The sequence below is a fragment of the Persicobacter psychrovividus genome (assembly GCF_036492425.1).
Lineage (GTDB): Bacteria > Bacteroidota > Bacteroidia > Cytophagales > Cyclobacteriaceae > Persicobacter > Persicobacter psychrovividus.
The window spans coordinates 2,566,350-2,587,308 of sequence record NZ_AP025292.1 but is presented as its reverse complement, the minus strand read 5'-3'; the positions used below and the strand labels follow the sequence as shown (position 1 = coordinate 2,587,308).

The window sequence follows — 20,959 nt, the reverse complement described above, 5'->3', positions numbered from 1 at the left end:
CGAACATTACAGCAGCGTTCGGCGGGTATCGGTGAAGAAAAATGCGGCAGTGTTTAGGCGGTTTCAGCCTCCTGCTTGGATCGTTTCTTCAGCTCAGATTTTAGTTCAGCAATCTGATTCATATAAATTTCTTTGTCGCGTTCCGCCTGTTCATTGACGGCTTGCTGCTCTTCCATATTTTGTCGGATTTCCTCTTCCTGAGCCCGTAACTGCTCTGCTTGCTGTTGTGCCTGTTCCAGTAAAAACTGTGTTCTCAGGGCAACCTTTCGGTTAGCGATATGTGCCCCCAACGACTCAGAAATTTTATTCAGGTATTCAATGACCTTGTCTTTCAAAACCCCAAATCCGGCAAATTCCATTACGCCAATCACCTCCATATTATATTTCAGTGGGATGAGGTAGATGTAATTCGGGCGCGCCTTGCCGAGTCCGCTGCTGATGTTGATGTAATCCTCAGGGATTTCATCCATATACAGTGGCTCTTCCTCATAAAATACCTGTCCCAAAATACCAATACCAGGCTCTATAAAGTCTTTCACAAACTTTTTGCGTCCGTAAGCATAGGTCGCCACCAGTTCAAGAATATCGTCATCCTTATCGTCAGCAAGCAGGTAAAGTGCTCCTTGGCTCAGCTTGCTGTATTTCATAATCTCCTTTAGAATATCATCACGGTGTTGTGAGTCTTCTGTCTCCTGTCGTAGGGTATTGTCAATACGAGAAACGCCCTCTACTACCCATTTTTGCTCATTTTCTTTTTCCCGAACCTGCTCAATCTCTTTAATGTAGGCTTGTGTTTCTTCTTGTTTGGTGATGACCAACGCATTGGCTGCCTTCATTTCATCATTCAGTTCTTTGGATTTATTGATCTGATGAAACCCATTATAATCAACAATAAACAAGCAGAAGTTTAGCGTAAGCAGCAAGTATAGCGCAAAAACAATATGGATTTTCTGATCAGGCGTGCCATAAAGTGGGGTAGGCAGATCAATAAATGGGTCGGTATAATAAGCGATGAGCCCGCCAATGGTGATGATCACTAAATAGGCCGCCATTTTTTTGTACTGATCAATGCCATAAACGACGAAAGACAGCGTGATACAAAAAATTAACGACATCAGGATTGGCCCATTGATGGAATACATCTTCATGTCGATAAAGGCAATGGCTAAAAAGTATGCGACAGTAGCTGCAGTGGCAATGTTCTTGGAAACATCGTAAAGCTTCATTGCCCCAAGGCCGGTTGTTAGACAGATTGCCAACAGGTGAATTACCGGCAGCAGTATCAGGTCTGTTCCTTTGGTTTGGTACAACATGATCAGGTCAAAAACAATAAGTAAACCTGCGATAAACTTGAGCGCCACGAGTTTTAGCTTTTCAGCTTCAGACACCTCATGGTTTCCCCATAGGAGTTGATTAAGATTCATAGTTGATTAAAATGTAAGGTTGAAAGTTGTGTATTGGGCATCGTTTCTATTGATGGTATGCATTGAATCGGTGCCTGCTTATAGAGTTGGTTAATAAATAAGAAAAAAATTATCATTGATTTCGGTGTATATTTAACAATGATAATAAAAAATTATATAAAACAGATGGAATACATTGGTTTTCGTGATGGGTGGTTGAAAAAATAGCATAAGTGGTTTTGGATTTGTGGTTTTTATGAATTTAGGGTCTTTTTTTGAGTGGAAATGGGTGTTTTTTTTGGTGTTTCGGCCTAAAGATCAGTGCGGTAGAGCGTTTGTTTGCTTCTTTTGTGAAATTCAGAGTAAGTTATTTTGCATGATTATTTGGTGATTAACTTCGCTTTTAAATGGTTTGAGAGGGTTGCCGATTTTCTTTCAGTACGAAAAATAGAAATAATTATGTAGTTGCTTATTTTGGTAACTGACATTGTTTAAATTCACTCTAAAAATTTGTGTTTTGTAGATAATTATATTTGTTTTTTTAGGTTTAGGAATTTTTACTGAGGTGGTTTTGGTTGACCTTCAGGCATTGTGATAGTGGCGCTGAGTAAAGGCATGCTTATCGGCTGTTGTTAAAGATTTGTCCTTTGAGCTTGATGTAGTAGAAACTCAGGTGGTTAAGTTGGTTTCTGGCTCGTAAATAGGTCGTTAATTGTAGTCCACGGCCTGTATTTTATGTTTGGTTTATGTTGTTTTAATCATTTTTTAATAATCGTAAGTCACATATAAGATTATTGTGTTGATTAATTATAGGAAATGTAGAACGATTTAAAATGTACCCATTACTTTAGTAAATCGGGCTTTCTTGTATTAACTTGCACTCCCGAACTGTAATTGTTATTCATTCAATTGAGTGAGGCTTATGATATCAAATTACGGAGGTGATTTTCGCCTCTCGGGTTCATCTCGGAATGCCAAAAAGGGTCATTTCGGGATTTTTTTTGATCCATACTTTAAGGGCGTGGTCAGAAAAAAATGAAAGTGATTTTGAGTTATAGAAATTGGGAGAGATGTTGAAGAAAATTCATGACCAAAGCGATTGCGCCATTTACGCGATCGATGATCAGGTTGAAACTACCATTGAACGTTATATTTTATCTACACCTGAGAGCCGAGCGATCTGTAATGATCCGATGGTGATGGGATTGAATTACACCCGAAAACTGCAAAAGGCCTGTGCGTCTTTTTTTAAGGGAATTGCAGCGGCAGAGATGCTTGCCCTGCATGAGCGACAGTCTTTGATTTTCAATATCCTGCGTGGAGGACTGAACTTTAGCCTTCGCGAAGCACTTGCTGATGCCTATGACTGGAACATGCACGGGAGTGCGTTTATCTCTGCGCAGCGCCGCCGGGTAGAAGGGAATTCCGAAGAGTGGGAAATCACTGAGGATGGTTATAAGAAAGTATATTTTCCTGCCAATGCCCAGGTGGTGGTTGGCGATGTGGTAGCAACAGGTACCAGCCTGAAGCACGGCCTGGAGTGTATGATCGATGAGGCAAAGCAGCAGCAGGTGGGCTTGAAAAATATTGTTTTCTTTACTTTCGGCGGACCGAAAACCGAGGAAGTGATGGCGGCAATTGATGCCGAATGTAAAGCGACTTTCCCGGAATACGAGAAAACGGTGGTCTGCTATATCGAAGGACGTTTTGCGATCGCAACACCAGAAACTCCTTTGTCTATTAAATTGACAGGTACAGATTTATTGCGCAGGGATTCCTTGCTGGCGCCGGAGTTTTTGGCTTCGCAAATGGAAAATCCCGCTTTCCCACTGGAACGATGCACCATCTACGATGCAGGTTCGCGGGCTTTCAATGTGCCGGAATATGTGGAGGATGTGATGGACTACTGGCAGCAGGTGGTGGCTTTGGCCAAAGAAACAAGCTATCAGGCTTTACTCACGGAAAGGTGCCCGGATATGGATGCCGCCGATTTCGGTCAGGTGGATTTATTGACGGTCGCGCAGCAGCAAGTCGATAAACTGAAGGCTTTAGGGCTTCATTAAAATATTGCAGTATCCTTGTTCTTTTTTGGAATGGGGATATTTTTTTACCCTCATTTTTTTGTGCAGGGTAATTTATGTTGAAAATTATCTTTAAAACTTATATTTAATATCATTCATGGAGGCAACTACCGCTAAAGTAGTAGATCAAGATTTTGCGTTGGATCACGTTGCGCAAGGAAGTAAAAAAGGCTTTTTTTCAATGCTGGTGGTCATGCTCGGCTTTACCTTTTTTTCTGCCAGTATGTGGGCTGGAGGAAAGCTCGGTGCAGGCGTTACGTTCAATGATTTTTTCCTTTCCGTGCTTGCGGGTAACCTTATTCTGGGGCTATACACGGGCGCTTTGGCTTATATTGCTGCCTCAACAGGGCTGTCAACGCACCTTTTGGCAAGATATTCCTTCGGTGCAAAAGGCTCTTATTTGCCTTCGTTTTTGCTGAGCTTCACCCAGGTGGGCTGGTTTGGTGTCGGGGTGGCCATGTTTGCCATTCCCATTGCTAAAGCCACAGGCTGGAATGTGTACGCTCTCATTATTATTGGAGGATTACTGATGACCTCCTCGGCCTGGTTTGGGATCAAGGCGCTGACGATCCTGAGCTTTATTGCCGTTCCTGCCATCGCTGTATTGGGCTGTTATTCCGTAACGGATGCCATTGGCACTTTTGGCTTTGATGCCCTGCAGTCAGTAACGCCGATTCACGAGATGTCCTTATTTGCCGCCATTGGTATTTGTGTAGGGTCATTCATCAGTGGAGGAACCCTTACGCCTGATTTTACACGATTTGCCAAAACGAAGAAAGTGGCAGTATCTACGACCGTTATTGCCTTCTTCCTCGGCAATACCCTGATGTTTATTTTTGGTGCCGTAGGTGCGGCATTATATCAGTTGAATGATATTTCAGACGTACTCGTTAAGCAAGGAATGATTGTTCTCGGAATGGTGGTTTTGGGGCTTAACATCTGGACAACGAACGATAACGCTCTTTATGCTTCTGGTTTGGGGCTGTCGAATGTTACTGGCTTGCCGAAAAAATGGGTGGTAATTTTCAATGGGATTATCGGAACCATTTTCGCAATGTGGCTATACAATAATTTTGTGGGCTGGCTGAGCACCCTTAATGTCATGCTGCCTTCCATTGGGGCGGTTATTATTGCCGATTTCTTTGTGGTAAACAAAGGGAAATACCTGAGCATGGCACAAATGAAAACCGATCAGGTGAATGGTTTTAAGGCCATCCGAATTCCTGCATTGTTGGCCTGGGGTATTGGAGTGGCCGTGGCTTTGCTTACCGAACATGGCTTCATCGGGGGGATTACCCCTTTAAATGCCACCATCGTGAGCCTTATCGTTTATCCAATTTTAGTTAAACTGATTAAATAATTGCTCCTATCTGATATTTGTAATAAAACTCATCAATCGTTATTTGTTATTCTTTCAATGTACTTTTGATGAGTTTTTACAAAAATCAGATTAGAAGATCATAAAAACCAAATTTTAACCCCTATTATATTGATAAAGTAGGCGTTTAAATTTTGGGACTAACTAAAATTTTATAATTTTATCGGCAGATTGATCAAGGGGGATTAGCTCAGTTGGCTAGAGCGCCTGCTTTGCAAGCAGGAGGTCATCGGTTCGACTCCGATATTCTCCACACCGTAGGGTCGCAGAATGCGATGCTCAAGAAAAATAGTTTGAGATAAGCCTATTAACCTTCTCTAATTTAACGTTTATCCCTGTAAGGAATTGCTCTTTTAAAGATTGGAACAAGTTTTGTTATTATTTGAAAAGGAAGTGCGGGATAACCTGTAATCATGCCCTAATTAAATAGGAGAGATTGTAGGAGTGATGAGATGTTATTATATTAAGGTGAATTAAAGCGGATAGACAGATGTCAGATAATAGAAAAAAATATACCACCATTGACGAACGTGCCTTCGAACTGGGTATGGGAAAATGGGGTTGGGGACAACAACGTGCCGGTATGCAGGTCATCAGCATGTACCGTCAAGTATTTGGCCGTGATCCTGAGAAGGTGAAAAGAGAGGTTCGAGGTCAGGAAATGGAAGTTTTTGCTTATCCTATTGAGATGAGTGATACTATTGATTCTGTATTGTCCAGACTGCAAAAGGAATTTCCTGAGTCGAAGAAAAAACCAAGACCACAGAAAGTTAATAAATTCCAGCACCGCGGGCCACGTAAAGCGTATAGCGACCGCAATACTGGGCAGGGAGGCGATAACCGTCGTCCATATAATAGCGATCGTCGCGAAGGAGGTAATGATAACCGCCGTCCGTACAACAACGACCGCCGTGAAGGAGGCTATAACAGCGATAACCGTCGCCCTTATAATAGCGACCGTCGTGAAAGCACTGGAGGTAACCGCGAAGGTGGCTACAGCAATAACCGCCGTCCGTACAACAACGACCGCCGCGAAGGAGGTTATAACAGCGATAACCGTCGCCCTTATAATAACGACCGTCGTGAAAGCACTGGAGGCAACCGCGAAGGTGGCTACAGCAATAACCGTCGTCCGTATAATAACGACCGCCGCGAAGGAGGTTATAACAGCGATAACCGTCGCCCATATAATAGCGATCGTCGCGAAGGAGGTTATGCACCTCGTAGAAATGATCTTCCACCAAGACAGCGTGAGGACATTCCTGCAAGAAAGCCAAATCCGGCACTTCCAGCACGAGAGCGTGTGGATGTTACGAAAAAAGATGAAAATAAAGATTAATACTGACGATTCTGTCAATAATAAAGCACTCCTCAATCAATTATGGTTGAGGAGTTTTTTTATGCTGAAAAAAATAATTTAATTTCGTCGTAATTTATATTAAATTAAGGAAAATAATATTTAGGCGGTTTAGAGCGTGTTTAAAATTTCGTGATGAAAATTTAGCGTATTGCAGAAGCAATGAAGGGTTATTTTGAGTTGTAGCGCGATTGTTGAAAAATCGTCCGTGTCAATGCCAATAATTTGGATTTGCAGCAAGATGTTGAAGTTTTAAATGGGCTCTAAATGTGGCCACCACCATTAACCGACAAGAAAGGCAGACCTGTACCGACTGGGAGTTTCACATTGCTCATTGGTCGATCATCAGCAAATCGCCTCTTTTTTTTGACGTGAAGCAGTTTGTGTTACAAAACCGTGTTTTGAAATGCAGCCGCTTTAACTTGGTGAGGCGCTATGCCCATTAAATTTATATAATTGGTTATCATTTTTTGTTAATTTTTTCATGGAAGAACATCAACCCATCAAAGGTAAGCTGAAACTAAAGACTTACTTTGCTATTGCCTCTGTTATTGGCCTTCTCAACCTGTTGGGAATGCTCCTTTTAGCTTTCGATATTAAATCGGCACTTTACCCAACCATTGCCCTCACGGTAGTCATCAATTTGTTGGTGATGTTTTTTGGTATTGCAATCCGCATAGGAATTGAAGGCATGCTGAAAGATATGAAAAGCTTTGTGAAATATTCTGAGGAATGGAAATCCTCTAAATATATCACCGAAGAATTTACCCGGGTGCATCAGGAGTTATTTAACCTGTCAAATTATTTTGATGATCTGGTCAACTATGCTCAGGAAATGGAGCAACTGTCTTTCCGTGAGCGCACGATAAAAGAAGGAGACCGCCTTGGGGCTGCTTTGTCCAGTATGGGTATAAAGTTGAGGAAATCAGCAGAAGAAGACCAACGAACACAATGGGCGAACGCTGGGCTGGCCAATTTTTCCTCTTTGTTCCGTAAAACCGATCACCTGAATATTTCTGGTTTCTGTGATCAGTTTGTGTCTGATCTGGCCAAGTATATCAATGCCAATCAGGTGGCGATTCACGTTACAGAACAGGCTCCTGAAGGATATACCAGAATTGTGATGAAGGGCAGTTATGCCTACGGACGCAAGAAATTCATGGAACATGAAGTGCGGGTAGGAGAAGGATTGGTAGGGCAGGCATACCTGGAGCGCAAGCCTATTTATCTTAAAGATGTGCCTTCTGATTTTTGCCGTATTACTTCAGGGCTTGGCGAAGCAGTACCTTCGAATGTATATATTTTGCCATTGGTTTATAATGATGAAGTTCGTGGTGTGCTGGAAATTGCCTCTTTCCATATTTTTGAAGATTTCGAGATGGCATTTGTTCAGCAACTTGGCGAGGAAGTGGCCGCAATGATTGACAGCCGCGTGGTGAAAGAACATACCAATATGCTGTTGGAAGAATCCATGAAACAGAAACAGGAGCTTGAAGCGAGTGAAGAGGAGCTGCGTCAGAATATTGAAGAGATGCAGGCAACGCAGGAGGAGCTTGAGCGCATGAAGCGAGAAGAGCAGGATACCTATTCCAAAATGATGAAACAACTTCAGGCACAAAAACAAATGGTTACTGAGGTGTTGGATGAAGTGGAAGGTAAAGTGTATATCAAAGATCATGAAGGGAAATTCTACCTGTTCAATAAAGCTGTACTGAATGATTATGGCGTTACGGCAGATCACTTGCGTGGCCGTGATGATAGCTCTTTCTTTGAGTATGAGGTGGCGAAGGGCTATTGGGATGCGGAAAAGGAAATTATTCAGGAAGGTAAAACGGTTTACTCCCTGGAGCGTGTGGAAGTTAATGAGCAGGAAAAATTCTGGCTGATTACTAAATTACCGATGAAGATCCCGACGACGGGAGAGATGGGACTTTTAGGAATCCAGCGGGAGGTAACTTCGGTGCTCAAGGGCAACCCGGGTTATATTGATATCCTTAAAAAACAATATCCATCAATCAGAATTATGATTGAGGAGGACGCCCTAACAGCTTAATTCCCGAAGGAAAGATGAAGCATACAAAAACGCCGAGCATTGATGCCCGGCGTTTTTTGCTTTTTAGCCCAAGAAGGAAATGAGTACCCCGGCAGCGACTGCGGAGCCTATTACCCCGGAAATATTCGAAGCCATGCAGTATTGCAGAATGTGGTTTCTTGAATCATATTTCAGGCTGATTTCATTGGCGACCCTCGAGGCCATGGGAACTGCCGATAGCCCCGTAGCACCTATCAGCGGATTGATTTTTTTCTGTGCAAACACATTGTACAGTTTGGCGGCGAAAATCCCTACGGCAATAGAAATGGCGAAGGCAAGAAAGCCTCCACCGACAATAGAGAGGGTCTTACTGTTCAGGAAGGTGTCGGCGGTCATGGTGGCCCCGACGGTCAGGCCCAGGAAGATCGTTGCGGAATTCATGATTGGTCCAGTCGCAGCCTCCTTTAGGCGCAGGGTGTTGGCGCCAATCTCCTTCACTAAATTCCCAAACAAAAGCATTCCCACCAACGGCACAGAAGATGGCACAAATACCGCGACAAGTCCGCCCACAAACAGCGGAAAGAGGATTTTCATCAGGGCCATATTTTTCACCGGATGTTTCGGGGGAAAGCGTTTGTCCATTTGCTTCATATTGATTTTAATTTCCTCTTCGGTCATCGTCATTTTTACCACAAAAGGAATAATCACCGGCACCAGGGCCATATAAGAGTAGGCCGCAATTGCGATTGGCCCCAACAGGTGAGGTGCAAGTTTAATGGTGGTGTAAATAGCCGTTGGACCATCGGCACCACCGATAATGCCGAGCGATGCCGCTTCTTTAAGGTTAAATCCCATCAGAAGCGCCGCGAGCAATACCGAGAAGATGCCCATCTGTGCGGCTGCCCCAAAAATGGCCAGTCGCAGGTTGCGCAACATCGGACCGAAGTCAGTCAAGGCACCTACGCCCATAAAAATCAGCGGTGGCAGCAGTCCCGTTTTGATCAGTGCATAATAAAGGTAGTTCATGATGCCATACTTGCTGGCAATCTCCAGAAAGGTCAGGTGCTTGATCTCTTCGGCAGTACTGATCGCCATCCCTCCACCGAGGGAATTGGCCAGAATCACCCCAAAGGCAATCGGCACCAAAAGCAGTGGCTCATATTGTTTGTAAATGCCCAGATAGAGCAAAAACAAACCGATGGCCAGCATCAGCAGCGTTCCGGGGCTGTGAATAATATTCCCCAGGGCTGTCATGTGGTATAGGTGGTCTAAAATTTCCATGTTAAATCTCTAAAGTAAAGCACCGCACGAGCTTTACAGATTTCTGCGGTGCAAAAAAAATTACTGCAGCTTGATCAATACATCGTCCTCATCGACCGTATCGCCATCAGCAGGGCAGATTTCAAGGATTTTCCCCGAAACCTCCGAAGTGATGGCGTTATATACTTTCATGGATTCCACATAGCCGATCACTTCGCCTTCATTGATCTGATCTCCGACTTTTTTAGCGGTTTCTGCGGAGGATTTTGTGCGGAAGAATTTCCCTTCAATCGGTGCAATCACCGCCCTGGTATCGATTTCTTCGGTGGCAGGAATGGCGGCCTGTGCCGTTGCTGTGGCAGGGGTTTGCTGCTCAAGGGGCTGATCATTACCATAAGCAACCTTCACTCTGAAATCCTCGCCATTCACATTGATGGTCATCTCGCTTGGGGTAGGGACGATGGGTTGTGGAGTGGCCGTGGCGGTCGATTTTTTGGCCTCCCGTTCCATTTTGCGTTTGTTGAGATCGGTTAGGAAGTCGGCCTTCGCCTGCCCGGATTTATAAGCACGGTATTGCTCGGGATGCATTGCCAGCTCGAACAACTCTTCTTCGTCTTGCCCGGGGCCCCAGCCTTTTTCTTGCATTTCGGCCCTGAATTCCGGCAAGGCATCCGGGTATTCATCCTGTGGATTTCCAGTGAAAAACGACCTGTTTTGTTGGGTCGCCAGCGCAATGACCTCCTCGTCAACGGGCCCTGGCAGATGGCCTGATTTACCCAAAATCATGTCCCAAACATTATCGGGAATCATCGACCAGCGCGCTTTTTCTCTTTCCATGGCCATTACATTGAACATGGCCACATTTTTCACATACTGAGAAAATGGCGTTACCAGTGGTGGGTAGCCAAGTTTGGGCCATACATATTGTACTTCATCAAAAAGCTTGATCAGCAACTCGTCCTGCGTCAGCAATGGGAGTCCTTTTTTGGTTTTAAATTTATTGATGGACTTCAGGTTGTCCTCCAAATCGGCCATCAATGAACCCATCATGCCACCAGGGAGCCCAGGGCCAATCAGCAGGGAATTCATATAGCGGTTTTTGGGATTGATATAATACCCCAAGAAATCATCAACGAACTCCTGCGTAAGTTTGCGCACCTGCATATAAGCACTCATATTGATTTCGGGCACCTCGAAGCCCGCATCGCGAAGCATTTCATGAGCAGTCAAAAGATCCACATGACCTGTTCCCCAAGAAAGTGGTTCCATACCGACATCAATAATATCGGCACCGGCACGGCAAACTTCAAGAATGGAGGCTGGGGCAAAGCCCGGACCCGAATGGGCGTGGTACTGAATGATGATTTCTGGCTTGATGGCCTTGATGCCACGGACGATTTTTCCGAGCCATACCGGCCGACCAATACCCGCCATATCTTTTACACAGATTTCATCGGCCCCCATCTCAATCAGGGTTTTTGCTAAATTCACATAGTATTCGACCGTATGCACTGGCGAGTAGGTTACCGAAAGCGTCGCTTGGGAAATCATTCCCGCCTGTTTGGCAAATTTGATGGAATTTTCAAGGTTTCGTGGGTCATTCAGGCCACAGAACGACCGGGAGATGTCTGTTCCCTGTGCTTTTTTGACTTTAAAAAATAGCTCCCGAACATCCGCCGGCACAGGGCTCATCCGGATACCATTGAGGGCCCTTTCGAGCATGTGGGTCTGGATACCGGCGTCGTTGAATGGCTGCGTCCACTCTCGGACCGCCTTATTGGGGTTTTCGCCAAAGAGCAGATTGACCTGCTCAAACCCTCCACCGTTGGTTTCGACGCGGGCGAAGCAGCCCATCGCTACAATGTGAGGTGCTACTTTTGTGAGTTGATCGACGCGGGGAACGTACTTGCCACTTGATTGCCACATATCGCGGTAAACGAGGCTGAATTTGATTGATTTAGACATGTTGAAAAAATATAGTTGCTAAGTGTGTATTTAAAAGGCTGACCATCCGTGGGAATTTTGGCTTACAGGCCTTGGTGTTGAATTTTTTGTATTGATCATTGGCCTGTGGGCTCAAAATAATCCTTCACCACTGCTACAGTATGCCAGGTTTGTATCACGAATTTTTAGCATTAAACACGCTCAAAAAAAAGTTTATGGGCGGCCATCATCATGGCGTAGTCAGGCTTTTTGTATTTCCCTGACTTGCCCCTGGCCGTGAGTTACCGTTTGAACGGTGGCTACTATTGCAGCCAATTGTGCGGCAGGAATATCTCTAATTGGGGGCTCTTTGGTGGTTTTTTTACTGATTTGTTTTTCATCTGCCGGGGCAAAATGATTAACGAGGCGGATCAGCAAGTTGCCCAGAGCGACAATAAGGAAGAGAATAACAAATACCGTCAGCATGCCAACGGCCATCAGCATTAATCCTTCTTGAAAGTTCTCATTCATTGCATTTGTTATTTGTTAATTGATGTAAAAAAGATATAATTTAAAATAGTTTTTTATCATCATTTTCGGAATGACAATTGTCATTTCGTGTTGGTTTGGGGTGTTAGTTGTTGGGTTATATTTTTTAATTTGAGGTAATTGCAGTGGAATGTTTGGTATTGGCTGGGTTGTTCGAAATGCAGTTGTGTCGGTTTTAGCAGCGTTTTTATAGTCGAAAATGGACAAAAAAAAGACCTCAACATTTGTTGAAGTCTTGTTATTTTTAAAAAGAATAAATAGCTTAATTACATCGCTGATTACATTTTTCTTTAATCACCTCATAGGCTTTGATGTCCCCAAGTTCACCGGCCTTGCTTAAATCCAGGCAACCGGCTTCGGTCATGCCGGCCTCAATCCTCAGGATACCCCGAAGGTAATAGGCATCGACATTTTTGGCATTGATCTCGATGATCTTCGAACAGTCATTAATGGCATCTTCGAATGCTTCGAGCTGTAATTTTGCCTGGCCTCGGTGGTACAGTGCTTCCTCGAGGTTGGGGTTGATTTCCAGTGCACTGGTGTAATCATCAATAGCGCCGTAGTAATCTTGCAAATCAAACTTTACCTTGCCTCTTTCGAAGTAGCCTTCGGCAAACTTTTTATTCAAAGAAAGCGATTCGTTGAAATCCTTCATCGCTCCGTGTCGATCTTCAAAATGTGATTTGATCCGTGCCCGCATGAAATAGGCCTCAAAAGCTTTTTGGTCTACTTCAATAGCTTGATTGAACTTAAAAAGTGCCTCCACATAGTCTTTCATCAGAAAGTGGTTTTTCCCTTCGTTAATCAGGCTTTTGGCATTTTTATCGTTATGGTCAGCAAAACCCTGAAGACTCATCAGCAGGATGCTCAGTAGTAATGTAAATCTTTTCATCTTGGTTGAAGTTGGGTAAAAATGGAATTACTCTCCGAAAAATAGTGATATTAATTTAGAAAACAGTACATGGTACAGGACTGTTTTTTTTCTCATGCCATTGCCAGGTATTGTGATGTAATATTGCGGCTCTATATGGATCAAAATTGGCGGCATGAAGGTGGTTTTATCATTTATTGTAGGGACATGGCATGTAACGTCTGTACCGTCAGGTAAAAAATAAAAACACACGCTATCACGAGAAAGGTCATTGCGATAGTATGAGGTGTTATAGACCATGATTTACTTGATTTAAAGGATTACCATGATTATTTATTATCAAAAAAAATCTGTGGACAAATAAATCACTCCTTTGTATTTTCAATTCGGTGCTAAACAATGGCTATCACGAGAGAGACTCTCGCGATAGCTTATAAATTAGTTTTTGAATTTAATCAGGATCGTAAGCCAAAACTGGCATCAACCACTTTTCAATGGTTTCTACGGGCATATTTTTGCGCTCGGCATAATTCTCCACCTGATCTTTACCAATTTTCCCCAAAGCGAAATAACGGCTTTCAGGACTGGCGAAATACCAGCCACTCACAGATGCTGCCGGGAACATGGCGTAGTTCTCAGTCAGTTTAATACCTGTGGCGCTTTCCACGTCGAGCATCTCAAACAATTTGCTTTTCTCAAGGTGATCGGGGCAGGCAGGGTAGCCCGGCGCCGGTCGGATTCCCTGATACTGCTCTTTGATCAGGAGGCTATTGTCGAGTGCTTCTTCGGGCTGAAAGGCCCAAAATTCCTTACGGCAACGCTCGTGCATTCTTTCTGCCAAAGCTTCGGCGAGGCGGTCTGCAAGTGCTTTTACCATAATGGCGGAATAATCATCGAGCTTTTCTTCATATTCCTTAGAGAGCTCGTCGGCACCCCAGCCGGTGGTTACGGCAAAGGCTCCAATATAATCTTCCTTCTCTGTGGTTTTTGGTGCAATAAAATCCGACAGGCAGAAGTTCGGTAAATTCGGTGCTTTCTTGTTCTGCTGGCGCAAGAAATTTAGGGTGGTTTTCACCGCAGAACGGTCATTGTTTTCATAAACTTCCACATCGTCGCCCACCGCATTGGCAGGGAAGAAGCCTACGACGGCTTTGGCTTTGAGGAGTTTTTTACTGATGATCTCATCGAGCAATACATTGGCCTCATTGAAAAGCTTGCTGGCGGCATCTCCCACCACACGGTCTTCGAGAATTGCAGGGTATTTACCATGCAAATCCCAGGACTGAAAGAATGGGGTCCAGTCGATATAATCCCGCAATTCCTCCAGAGGATAATCATCAAAAATGATTTTTTCCTTTGTTGCAGGAGTATAAACGGGGCTCTGGTCCCAGTCAATCTTCACGGGGTTGGCCTGTGCCTGTGGCAGGGAAAGGTAGTTTTTGCGTTTTTGTCTTTTGGCGTGATCTTCTCGCAAGCCGACATATTGCTCCTTGTACTCAAGGGTTACCTGCTTGATCAGGTTTTGGTCTTCACTCGTGAGTTTGGAAGCAACAGGTACCGACTTCGAAGCATCCAGTACGTGAATAACCCCACCGGAATAGTTCGGGTCGATTTTCACTGCGGTATGAATACGGCTTGTGGTTGCTCCACCGATCATCAGTGGGATCTTCATGCCCCGTTTTTCCATCTCTCTGGCCACATAAACCATCTCGTCCAAGGAAGGGGTGATCAATCCCGACAAGCCGATGACATCGACATTTTCGGCTTCGGCAGTATCGAGGATTTTCTCCATCGGTACCATAACGCCAAGGTCGATAATCTCGAAATTGTTACAAGCCAACACCACGGAAACAATGTTCTTCCCGATGTCGTGCACATCACCTTTTACGGTGGCCATCAAAATTTTTCCTGCAGAAGAATTTGCACTCATCTCAGGGTTCAGCCTTTTCTCTTCTTCAATATAAGGAATCAGTAATGCCACGGCCTGCTTCATGACACGGGCAGATTTTACCACCTGTGGCAAGAACATTTTTCCGCTGCCGAATAAATCCCCCACGATGTTCATTCCCGACATTAGTGGGCCTTCAATGACATGAATCGGGCGGTCGTACTTTTGGCGAGCCTCTTCGGTATCTTCGTCCACAAATTTTGTGATCCCCTTAACCAGCGCATGCGCCAGCCGTTCTTCTACCGTTCCTTGTCTCCAGGCATCATCTTCTTTTTTCTCCTTTTTGCTGCCTTTTACCGTTTCGGCAAAGTCGAGTAACCTTTCGGTGGCATCATCTCGGCGGTCGAGCAGTACGTCTTCAACATGCTCGAGAAGGTCTTTGGGGATGTTGTCATAAACTTCGAGCATTGAAGGGTTGACAATCCCCATATCCATACCTTCCTTGATGGCATGGTATAAAAATGCCGAGTGCATCGCTTCCCTTACCGTATTATTGCCACGGAAAGAAAAAGAGACGTTGGACACCCCACCACTCACGTGCGCACCAGGGAGGTTTTCCCGTACCCATCGGGTAGCCTTGAAGAAGTCAATGGCATTCAGGCGGTGTTCTTCCATTCCCGTAGCCACGGGAAAAATGTTCAAATCGAAAATGATGTCCTGCGGCGGGAAATTCACTTTGGGGCCCGTCAAAATATCATAGGAGCGTTTAACGATCTCAATGCGTCGCTCATAGGTATCGGCCTGTCCTACTTCATCAAAAGCCATGACAATCGTGGCCGCACCATACTGCTTGATTTTTTTGCCCTGGGCAATGAAGTTCTCTTCACCTTCTTTCAAGGAAATGGAGTTTACCACACATTTTCCCTGAACACATTTCAAGCCCGCTTCAATGATTTCCCATTTCGAGCTGTCAATCATAATCGGTACGCGCGCAATATCAGGCTCCGAAGCAATCAGGTTCAGGAAGCGAACCATCGCTTCTTTACCGTCAAGCATGGCGTCATCCATATTGATGTCGATAATCTGCGCTCCATTATTCACCTGGTCAAGGGCAATGCTGAGGGCTTCATCATATTGATCCTCTTTTACCAGGCGGAGGAATTTCCGGCTTCCGGCCACGTTGGTTCGCTCCCCAACATTAATAAAGTTGAGGGCTTCAGAGACTTCCAAAGGTTCCAGTCCGCTTAATTTCAGATTGGGAACATCGGACCATTTATTTTTATATACTCCTGAATAATCTGGATGTAAACTCATTGTCTTAACTTCTTTACTCAAAAAACTATTGGTTTGCGCTTTAAATTCAGCACGATGTTTTACCCTCAGGTGACACAGATTTTTTCTGCTGTTAGGATCAAGCGCCTGGCTTGGATCAAATACCGGGGATAATTGTCGAGTGCCTTCTTTAAAGCTTGCACTTTACTTTACCGAACGTGGTCTGAAAGTAGCGGCGCGCTCGGCAATTGCAGAGATATGATCTGGTGTGGTACCGCAGCACCCACCGATGATGTTGATATAACCTTCCTGAAAGAAAGGGGCGATCATGTCTGCCATTACCTCAGGCCCCTGATCGTACTGCCCGAATTCGTTGGGCAAACCAGCGTTCGGGTGAGCACTGATGTGAAAGGAGGCTTTACGGGAAAGCACCTCGAGGTGGGGCTTCATGTCTTTGGCGCCCAATGCGCAGTTCAGTCCCACGGAAAGCAAAGGCATGTGGCTGATGGAAATGAGGAAGGCTTCGGCAGTTTGCCCACTCAGGGTACGGCCCGAGGCATCGGTAATAGTGCCGGAAACCATGATGGGCAATCTTACATTTTTCGCCTCATAGGCCTGCTCTACGGCAAAAAGAGCCGCTTTGGCATTCAGGGTGTCAAAAACAGTTTCAACAAGGATAATGTCAGCTCCGCCGTCGATCAGTGCTTCTACCTGTGCCTGATAAGCCTCTACAAGCTGGTCGTAGGTGATGGCGCGGTAACCAGGATCGTTCACATCCGGCGACATGCTTGCTGTACGGTTGGTTGGACCCACAGACCCTGCCACAAACCTTGGCCGATTGGGATCTTTGGCAGTGTATTCTTCACAGGCTTCCTTGGCCAGCCGTGCAGATTCAAAATTGATATCGTAAACAGCGTCTTCAAGCTGATAATCGGCCTGGGCAATCCACGTTCCGGAAAAGGTATTTGTTTCCACGATGTCGGCTCCGGCCTCCAGATAGGCGCGGTGAATATCCTTGATGATCTCCGGTCGGGTGATGGACAGTAAATCGTTATTGCCTTTCAAAGGGCAAGGGTGGTCTTTGAATCGGGTTCCACGGAAGTCTTCTTCCTCCAGGGTATGGCGTTGAATCATGGTGCCCATTGCACCGTCCAAAATCAAAATACGGTCTTTTAACAGGTCTGTGATTGAATGCTTATTCATGTGTCTAAATATCTATCGAAAAAGGGCTTAAGCCTCAGGGTGTCAAAAATTGAATTAGCCTACAAAATAAGGGATGCAAAGTATAAAATGTAATTTTCAGGCTGATAAGTGTAATTAATAACAATGTTAAGGCAATTCACTTGCAATCTCAACTGAAAAAGTTTGATTTACAATAGAATATTTTGGGGTTTGGGTAGATGTACCTAAAAAAGATCAATCATCGCATTGTTTAAGTGATGAACAGGGGATTTTCTTGGAAAACACTTCTTCCTTTTATACATTTCCCGCTGAATATAAGATAATATTAAACATGACCATGACCACATATAAAAGTTCGGCAGGGCAAAGCCACCCGCTTGGGGCAACCCTTACTCCTGCGGGGGTGAATTTCAGTGTTTTTGCCAATGCCGATCGGGTGGAGCTGTTGCTCTTCGACGCCGCCTCCGATACGGAAGCTTCAGCGGTAATTCCATTGGATCCTATCATCAACAAAACGTATTATTACTGGCATGTGGAGGTTCATGGTATCGGTGCCGGGCAGCTGTACGGCTATCGGGTTTATGGTGAATATGCCCCTGAGCGTGGCAAGCGTTTTGAGGGTAAAAAAGTACTGGTAGATCCTTACGCCAAATCGGTAAGTGCCGATTTGTACGACCGGAAAAAAGCCTTTGGCCATGAGGACAATATCGCTAATGCGATAAAATCTGTGGTGGTGGCTGATACCTACGACTGGGAGGGTGATCGCCATGTTAATCGCAGTTACGAGATGTCGGTTATTTATGAGATGCACGTGGCCGGATTTACGAAGCACTCCTCAAGTGGGCTGCCTGAAGAACTTCGGGGGACTTACCTGGGGGTGATTGAGAAAATCCCCTACCTGAAATCGCTGGGTATTACGGCGGTTGAATTGATGCCGGTGCATTTCTTCGACTGGCAGGACATCCCTTCTCCCCGAAGTAATTTCTGGGGATACAGCCCGATCAACTTTTTCAGTCCGCATCCCCGTTATGCGACTTCGTCGGACCCATTGGTGGTTGTGAAAGAGTTTAAAGATATGGTCAAGGCACTGCATAAAGCGGGTATTGAGGTTATCCTGGATGTGGTGTTTAACCATTCGGCAGAATCGCATGGTGCGGGGCCGAATATCAGTTTTCGTGGTTTTGGCAATAATTCCTACTATATTCTTGACCCTAACGATCAGTCAAAAGACCTGGATTTTACAGGCTGTGGGAATACCCTGAACGCCAATCATTCTATCGTCCGCAGGATGATTCGGGACTCCCTGCGTTACTGGGTAACAGAAATGCATGTGGACGGGTTCCGCTTCGACCTGGCTTCTGTACTTTCAAGAGATGAAGAAGGGCACCCGATCAAAAACCCGCCTATACTATGGGAAATTGAGTCGGATCCAGTATTGGCGGGCACCAAAATTATTGCGGAAGCATGGGATGCCGGAGGGCTGTACCAGGTGGGTAACTTTACCGGTGACCGCTGGGCGGAATGGAACGGCCCCTATCGGGATGATATTCGCAACTTTGTGCGTGGTGAAGCCAAGATGGTTGGCAAGGTGGCCAGCCGGATTTTCGGCAGTCCTGACGTGTTTGATGAAGATGGTCGTGAGGTATGTCGCAGTATTCATTTTGTGACCTGTCATGATGGTTTTACCCTCAACGACTTGGTTTCTTACAATGAAAAGCATAACCGAGCAAATGGCGAGGGCAATCGGGATGGAATGAATGAAAATTGTTCGTGGAACTGTGGGGTGGAAGGCCCAACAGATGACCCGAAGGTGGAAGCCTTGCGCCAGCGTCAGGTGAAAAACCTGATGGCGCTGACAATGATCTCGCAGGGGACACCGATGATCCTGATGGGAGATGAGGTTCGCCGTACACAACTGGGGAATAATAATGCCTACTGTCAGGATAACGAGCTCGGCTGGTTCGACTGGGGGCTGGTGGACACCAATAAGGAGGTGTTTGATTTTACCCAAAATATGATTCATTTCACACAAGGGTTAAGCTTGTTCCGTCAGGAGTTTGTGCTTCATGATCAGCCCATAGCAGAGCGCGCTTATATGAAATGGCATGGCGTTAAGCGCAATGAGCCCGACTGGGAGGACTATGTGCGCACACTGGCTTTTGAATTGGTGGACGAGGCCCACGGTGAGCGTTTGCATGTCATGATGAACTTTTTCTGGGAACCGCTTCATTTTGAATTGCCATTTCCAAGCAAGGGCAAAAGTTGGCATCGAGTTGTGGATACGGCACTGCCGGATGGCGATAACTTTACAAATAAAAAGGAATCTAAACCATTGCTGAATCAGAATAAATACGGCTTGACGGATCGGTCGCTGGTGATTTTGATGGAGAGGGGATAAAAGATGCTGCAATTGTAGGGACGTTGCATGCAACGTCCGTACCGCAGGTACCAAAATAGGCGTATTAAAGGGTCATGATTACCTTGATTTACAGGATTGCCATGATTTTTATTTTTCTTAGGTTTAAATCATCGCTGGTCGTAGAACTCTTTCTACGACCTGTCCTCCTTCGCTTAAAACAACTACTTTAGGTATTTTTTGAGACTATACTTTTTTAGATGAGACTGCTACTGACCTTATTTGGCATCATAAACTGTTTATCTGTTTTTGGGCAAGGGACTTCTGATTTTGACACCTTTCTTGATAAGTTTAACCAACCTCAACAAAGTTTAATACAATTATCAGCAGATGAACTTGATAGGTATTTTGATGTCAAGTTAGATTCTTTGACTGGAGGAGTCGCATCCGCCGATAGAATATTATTTAAAACCGATCACTTGATAGGAATTGTGTGTGTGGTGGATTGTAGTGCCGGCGGTATGTGTCAGTACCGAGAGCTAAATGTTTTGGATTTAAAAGGGCATATAAGAGGGCGCTTATCGCATTTTGAATACGATTTCGCTGATTGTGGTTACTCAAAAAGACAAAAATGTAGTTTCCAATCTGATACTTTGATTGTTGTTCTTGAGCGAAAGGAAAAATATGCTAATTGCGACGAAGTTGTCAATAGGGAATTGTTGTTGAAATCGTATCGGATTTTACCTGATGGAAAAATAGAAGAGACTGAGGTGAGGAGTGTAAATTCTTCAAGGGAGTATTATGTAACGTCTACAGAGTTACTCGGGAAGAAAGATTTGGTGGGGAAAAGTAAGGAGGAATTAGCCATTATACGGAATGAAATTTTTGCAGCGCATGGCTATGTCTTTAAGTCAAAAAAATGGAAGACTTATTTTGATGAAAAACCTTGGTATGAAGCAAAGTATGTTGATGTTACATCCTATTTAAGTGTGATTGAGAAAAAGAATATTGACCTTTTGCTTCAATGTGAAGATCGATTGAAATGATCTATTAGATAGTTTAGAGTCAAGACAATTATTTGTTTAAGCTATCTGGGTAATTTTTTATTAAATCTAAAGGATCAGGGACGTTGCTTGCAACGTCCTTTTTTTTGTTCGAAGGCATATTTAAAATATCCTAAACAGATTTATTGTCCTTTTTATTTTTGTTAAAAGATCAAACAATAAAGTTATTCATTTCTTGAAAATAGGCCTATACAGCCTTGTTTAGCTTTTAATGTGAATTTGCGATTTTATTTTGTTTCAATACTCACAAATATATTTCTTAAATAGTTCTTTACGAATTAATATTTTAACTAATTTAATATTGCTATTTATCTATCGGGTAGATAGTATGTGAAAATTATCA

General features: G+C 44.4%; 13 protein-coding genes and 1 tRNA gene. 7 read left to right on the top strand and 7 right to left on the bottom strand.

The genetic code is table 11. The features are described from left to right. Positions 1-53: 53 nt before the first annotated feature. Positions 54-1,424 carry a GAF domain-containing protein gene (locus AABK40_RS10960; RefSeq protein WP_338397068.1) on the bottom strand — a complete coding sequence of 457 codons (1,371 nt, stop codon included), beginning with the start codon at positions 1,422-1,424 and terminating at the stop codon, positions 54-56. Positions 1,425-2,473: 1,049 nt separating this feature from the next. Here AABK40_RS10960 and AABK40_RS10955 point away from each other — a divergent pair. The 5 genes from AABK40_RS10955 to AABK40_RS10935 all read left to right on the top strand — a co-directional run bounded on the left by AABK40_RS10955 (position 2,474) and on the right by AABK40_RS10935 (position 8,272). Beyond that, entirely contained in the window at positions 2,474-3,466 is a 993-nt protein-coding gene (locus AABK40_RS10955; protein ID WP_338397067.1) for a hypothetical protein, read from the top strand. A gap of 115 nt (positions 3,467-3,581) precedes the next feature. After that, positions 3,582-4,844, top strand: a complete 1,263-nt coding sequence (gene codB / locus AABK40_RS10950) for a cytosine permease (RefSeq protein ID WP_338397066.1) — start codon at positions 3,582-3,584, stop codon at positions 4,842-4,844. Positions 4,845-5,041: 197 nt separating this feature from the next. Further along, positions 5,042-5,115 (top strand) — tRNA-Ala (locus AABK40_RS10945). 237 nt (positions 5,116-5,352) lie between these two features. After that, positions 5,353-6,201 (top strand): hypothetical protein, encoded by an 849-nt coding sequence (locus tag AABK40_RS10940; protein WP_338397065.1) that lies wholly within the window; start codon positions 5,353-5,355, stop codon positions 6,199-6,201. A gap of 502 nt (positions 6,202-6,703) precedes the next feature. Then, entirely contained in the window at positions 6,704-8,272 is a 1,569-nt protein-coding gene (locus tag AABK40_RS10935) for a GAF domain-containing protein (RefSeq protein ID WP_338397064.1), read from the top strand. 63 nt (positions 8,273-8,335) lie between these two features. Here AABK40_RS10935 and AABK40_RS10930 read toward each other — a convergent pair whose 3' ends face one another. The 6 genes from AABK40_RS10930 to AABK40_RS10905 form a co-directional block, all read right to left on the bottom strand. Further along, positions 8,336-9,532, bottom strand: coding sequence for a sodium ion-translocating decarboxylase subunit beta (locus AABK40_RS10930; protein ID WP_338397063.1), 1,197 nt, complete (start codon positions 9,530-9,532; stop codon positions 8,336-8,338). A gap of 60 nt (positions 9,533-9,592) precedes the next feature. Then, positions 9,593-11,476, bottom strand: a complete 1,884-nt coding sequence (locus tag AABK40_RS10925; RefSeq protein WP_338397062.1) for a biotin/lipoyl-containing protein — start codon at positions 11,474-11,476, stop codon at positions 9,593-9,595. Positions 11,477-11,695: 219 nt separating this feature from the next. Continuing rightward, positions 11,696-11,965 carry an OadG family protein gene (locus AABK40_RS10920; protein ID WP_338397061.1) on the bottom strand — a complete coding sequence of 90 codons (270 nt, stop codon included), beginning with the start codon at positions 11,963-11,965 and terminating at the stop codon, positions 11,696-11,698. A gap of 280 nt (positions 11,966-12,245) precedes the next feature. Further along, the gene (locus AABK40_RS10915) at positions 12,246-12,875 is read right to left on the bottom strand and encodes a tetratricopeptide repeat protein (protein WP_332920026.1); all 630 of its coding nucleotides are present in this window, start codon (positions 12,873-12,875) and stop codon (positions 12,246-12,248) included. A gap of 430 nt (positions 12,876-13,305) precedes the next feature. Then, complete coding sequence (metH, locus tag AABK40_RS10910; protein ID WP_421953290.1) at positions 13,306-16,056, bottom strand: methionine synthase; 2,751 nt, start codon at positions 16,054-16,056, stop codon at positions 13,306-13,308. 162 nt (positions 16,057-16,218) lie between these two features. Then, positions 16,219-17,217 carry a homocysteine S-methyltransferase family protein gene (locus AABK40_RS10905; protein ID WP_332920025.1) on the bottom strand — a complete coding sequence of 333 codons (999 nt, stop codon included), beginning with the start codon at positions 17,215-17,217 and terminating at the stop codon, positions 16,219-16,221. A gap of 316 nt (positions 17,218-17,533) precedes the next feature. On the opposite strand from AABK40_RS10905, the gene glgX reads away from it, so the two are divergent. Together glgX and AABK40_RS10895 are read left to right on the top strand one after the other, a co-directional pair. Further along, positions 17,534-19,594 (top strand): glycogen debranching protein GlgX, encoded by a 2,061-nt coding sequence (glgX, locus tag AABK40_RS10900; protein WP_338397060.1) that lies wholly within the window; start codon positions 17,534-17,536, stop codon positions 19,592-19,594. 218 nt (positions 19,595-19,812) lie between these two features. Then, the gene (locus tag AABK40_RS10895; RefSeq protein WP_338397059.1) at positions 19,813-20,598 is read left to right on the top strand and encodes a YARHG domain-containing protein; all 786 of its coding nucleotides are present in this window, start codon (positions 19,813-19,815) and stop codon (positions 20,596-20,598) included. The last annotated feature ends 361 nt before the right edge of the window (positions 20,599-20,959 follow it).

Excerpts from the sequence above, each read along its gene's own strand:
- AABK40_RS10960 (WP_338397068.1), bottom strand. The coding sequence starts at position 1,424 with ATGAATCTTAATCAACTCCTATGGGGAAACCATGAGGTGTCTGAAGCT.
- AABK40_RS10955 (WP_338397067.1), top strand. The coding sequence starts at position 2,474 with ATGTTGAAGAAAATTCATGACCAAAGCGATTGCGCCATTTACGCGATC.
- codB (WP_338397066.1), top strand. The coding sequence starts at position 3,582 with ATGGAGGCAACTACCGCTAAAGTAGTAGATCAAGATTTTGCGTTGGAT.
- AABK40_RS10940 (WP_338397065.1), top strand. The coding sequence starts at position 5,353 with ATGTCAGATAATAGAAAAAAATATACCACCATTGACGAACGTGCCTTC.
- AABK40_RS10935 (WP_338397064.1), top strand. The coding sequence starts at position 6,704 with ATGGAAGAACATCAACCCATCAAAGGTAAGCTGAAACTAAAGACTTAC.
- AABK40_RS10930 (WP_338397063.1), bottom strand. The coding sequence starts at position 9,532 with ATGGAAATTTTAGACCACCTATACCACATGACAGCCCTGGGGAATATT.
- AABK40_RS10925 (WP_338397062.1), bottom strand. The coding sequence starts at position 11,476 with ATGTCTAAATCAATCAAATTCAGCCTCGTTTACCGCGATATGTGGCAA.
- AABK40_RS10920 (WP_338397061.1), bottom strand. The coding sequence starts at position 11,965 with ATGAATGAGAACTTTCAAGAAGGATTAATGCTGATGGCCGTTGGCATG.
- AABK40_RS10915 (WP_332920026.1), bottom strand. The coding sequence starts at position 12,875 with ATGAAAAGATTTACATTACTACTGAGCATCCTGCTGATGAGTCTTCAG.
- metH (WP_421953290.1), bottom strand. The coding sequence starts at position 16,056 with ATGAGTTTACATCCAGATTATTCAGGAGTATATAAAAATAAATGGTCC.
- AABK40_RS10905 (WP_332920025.1), bottom strand. The coding sequence starts at position 17,217 with ATGAATAAGCATTCAATCACAGACCTGTTAAAAGACCGTATTTTGATT.
- glgX (WP_338397060.1), top strand. The coding sequence starts at position 17,534 with ATGACCACATATAAAAGTTCGGCAGGGCAAAGCCACCCGCTTGGGGCA.
- AABK40_RS10895 (WP_338397059.1), top strand. The coding sequence starts at position 19,813 with ATGAGACTGCTACTGACCTTATTTGGCATCATAAACTGTTTATCTGTT.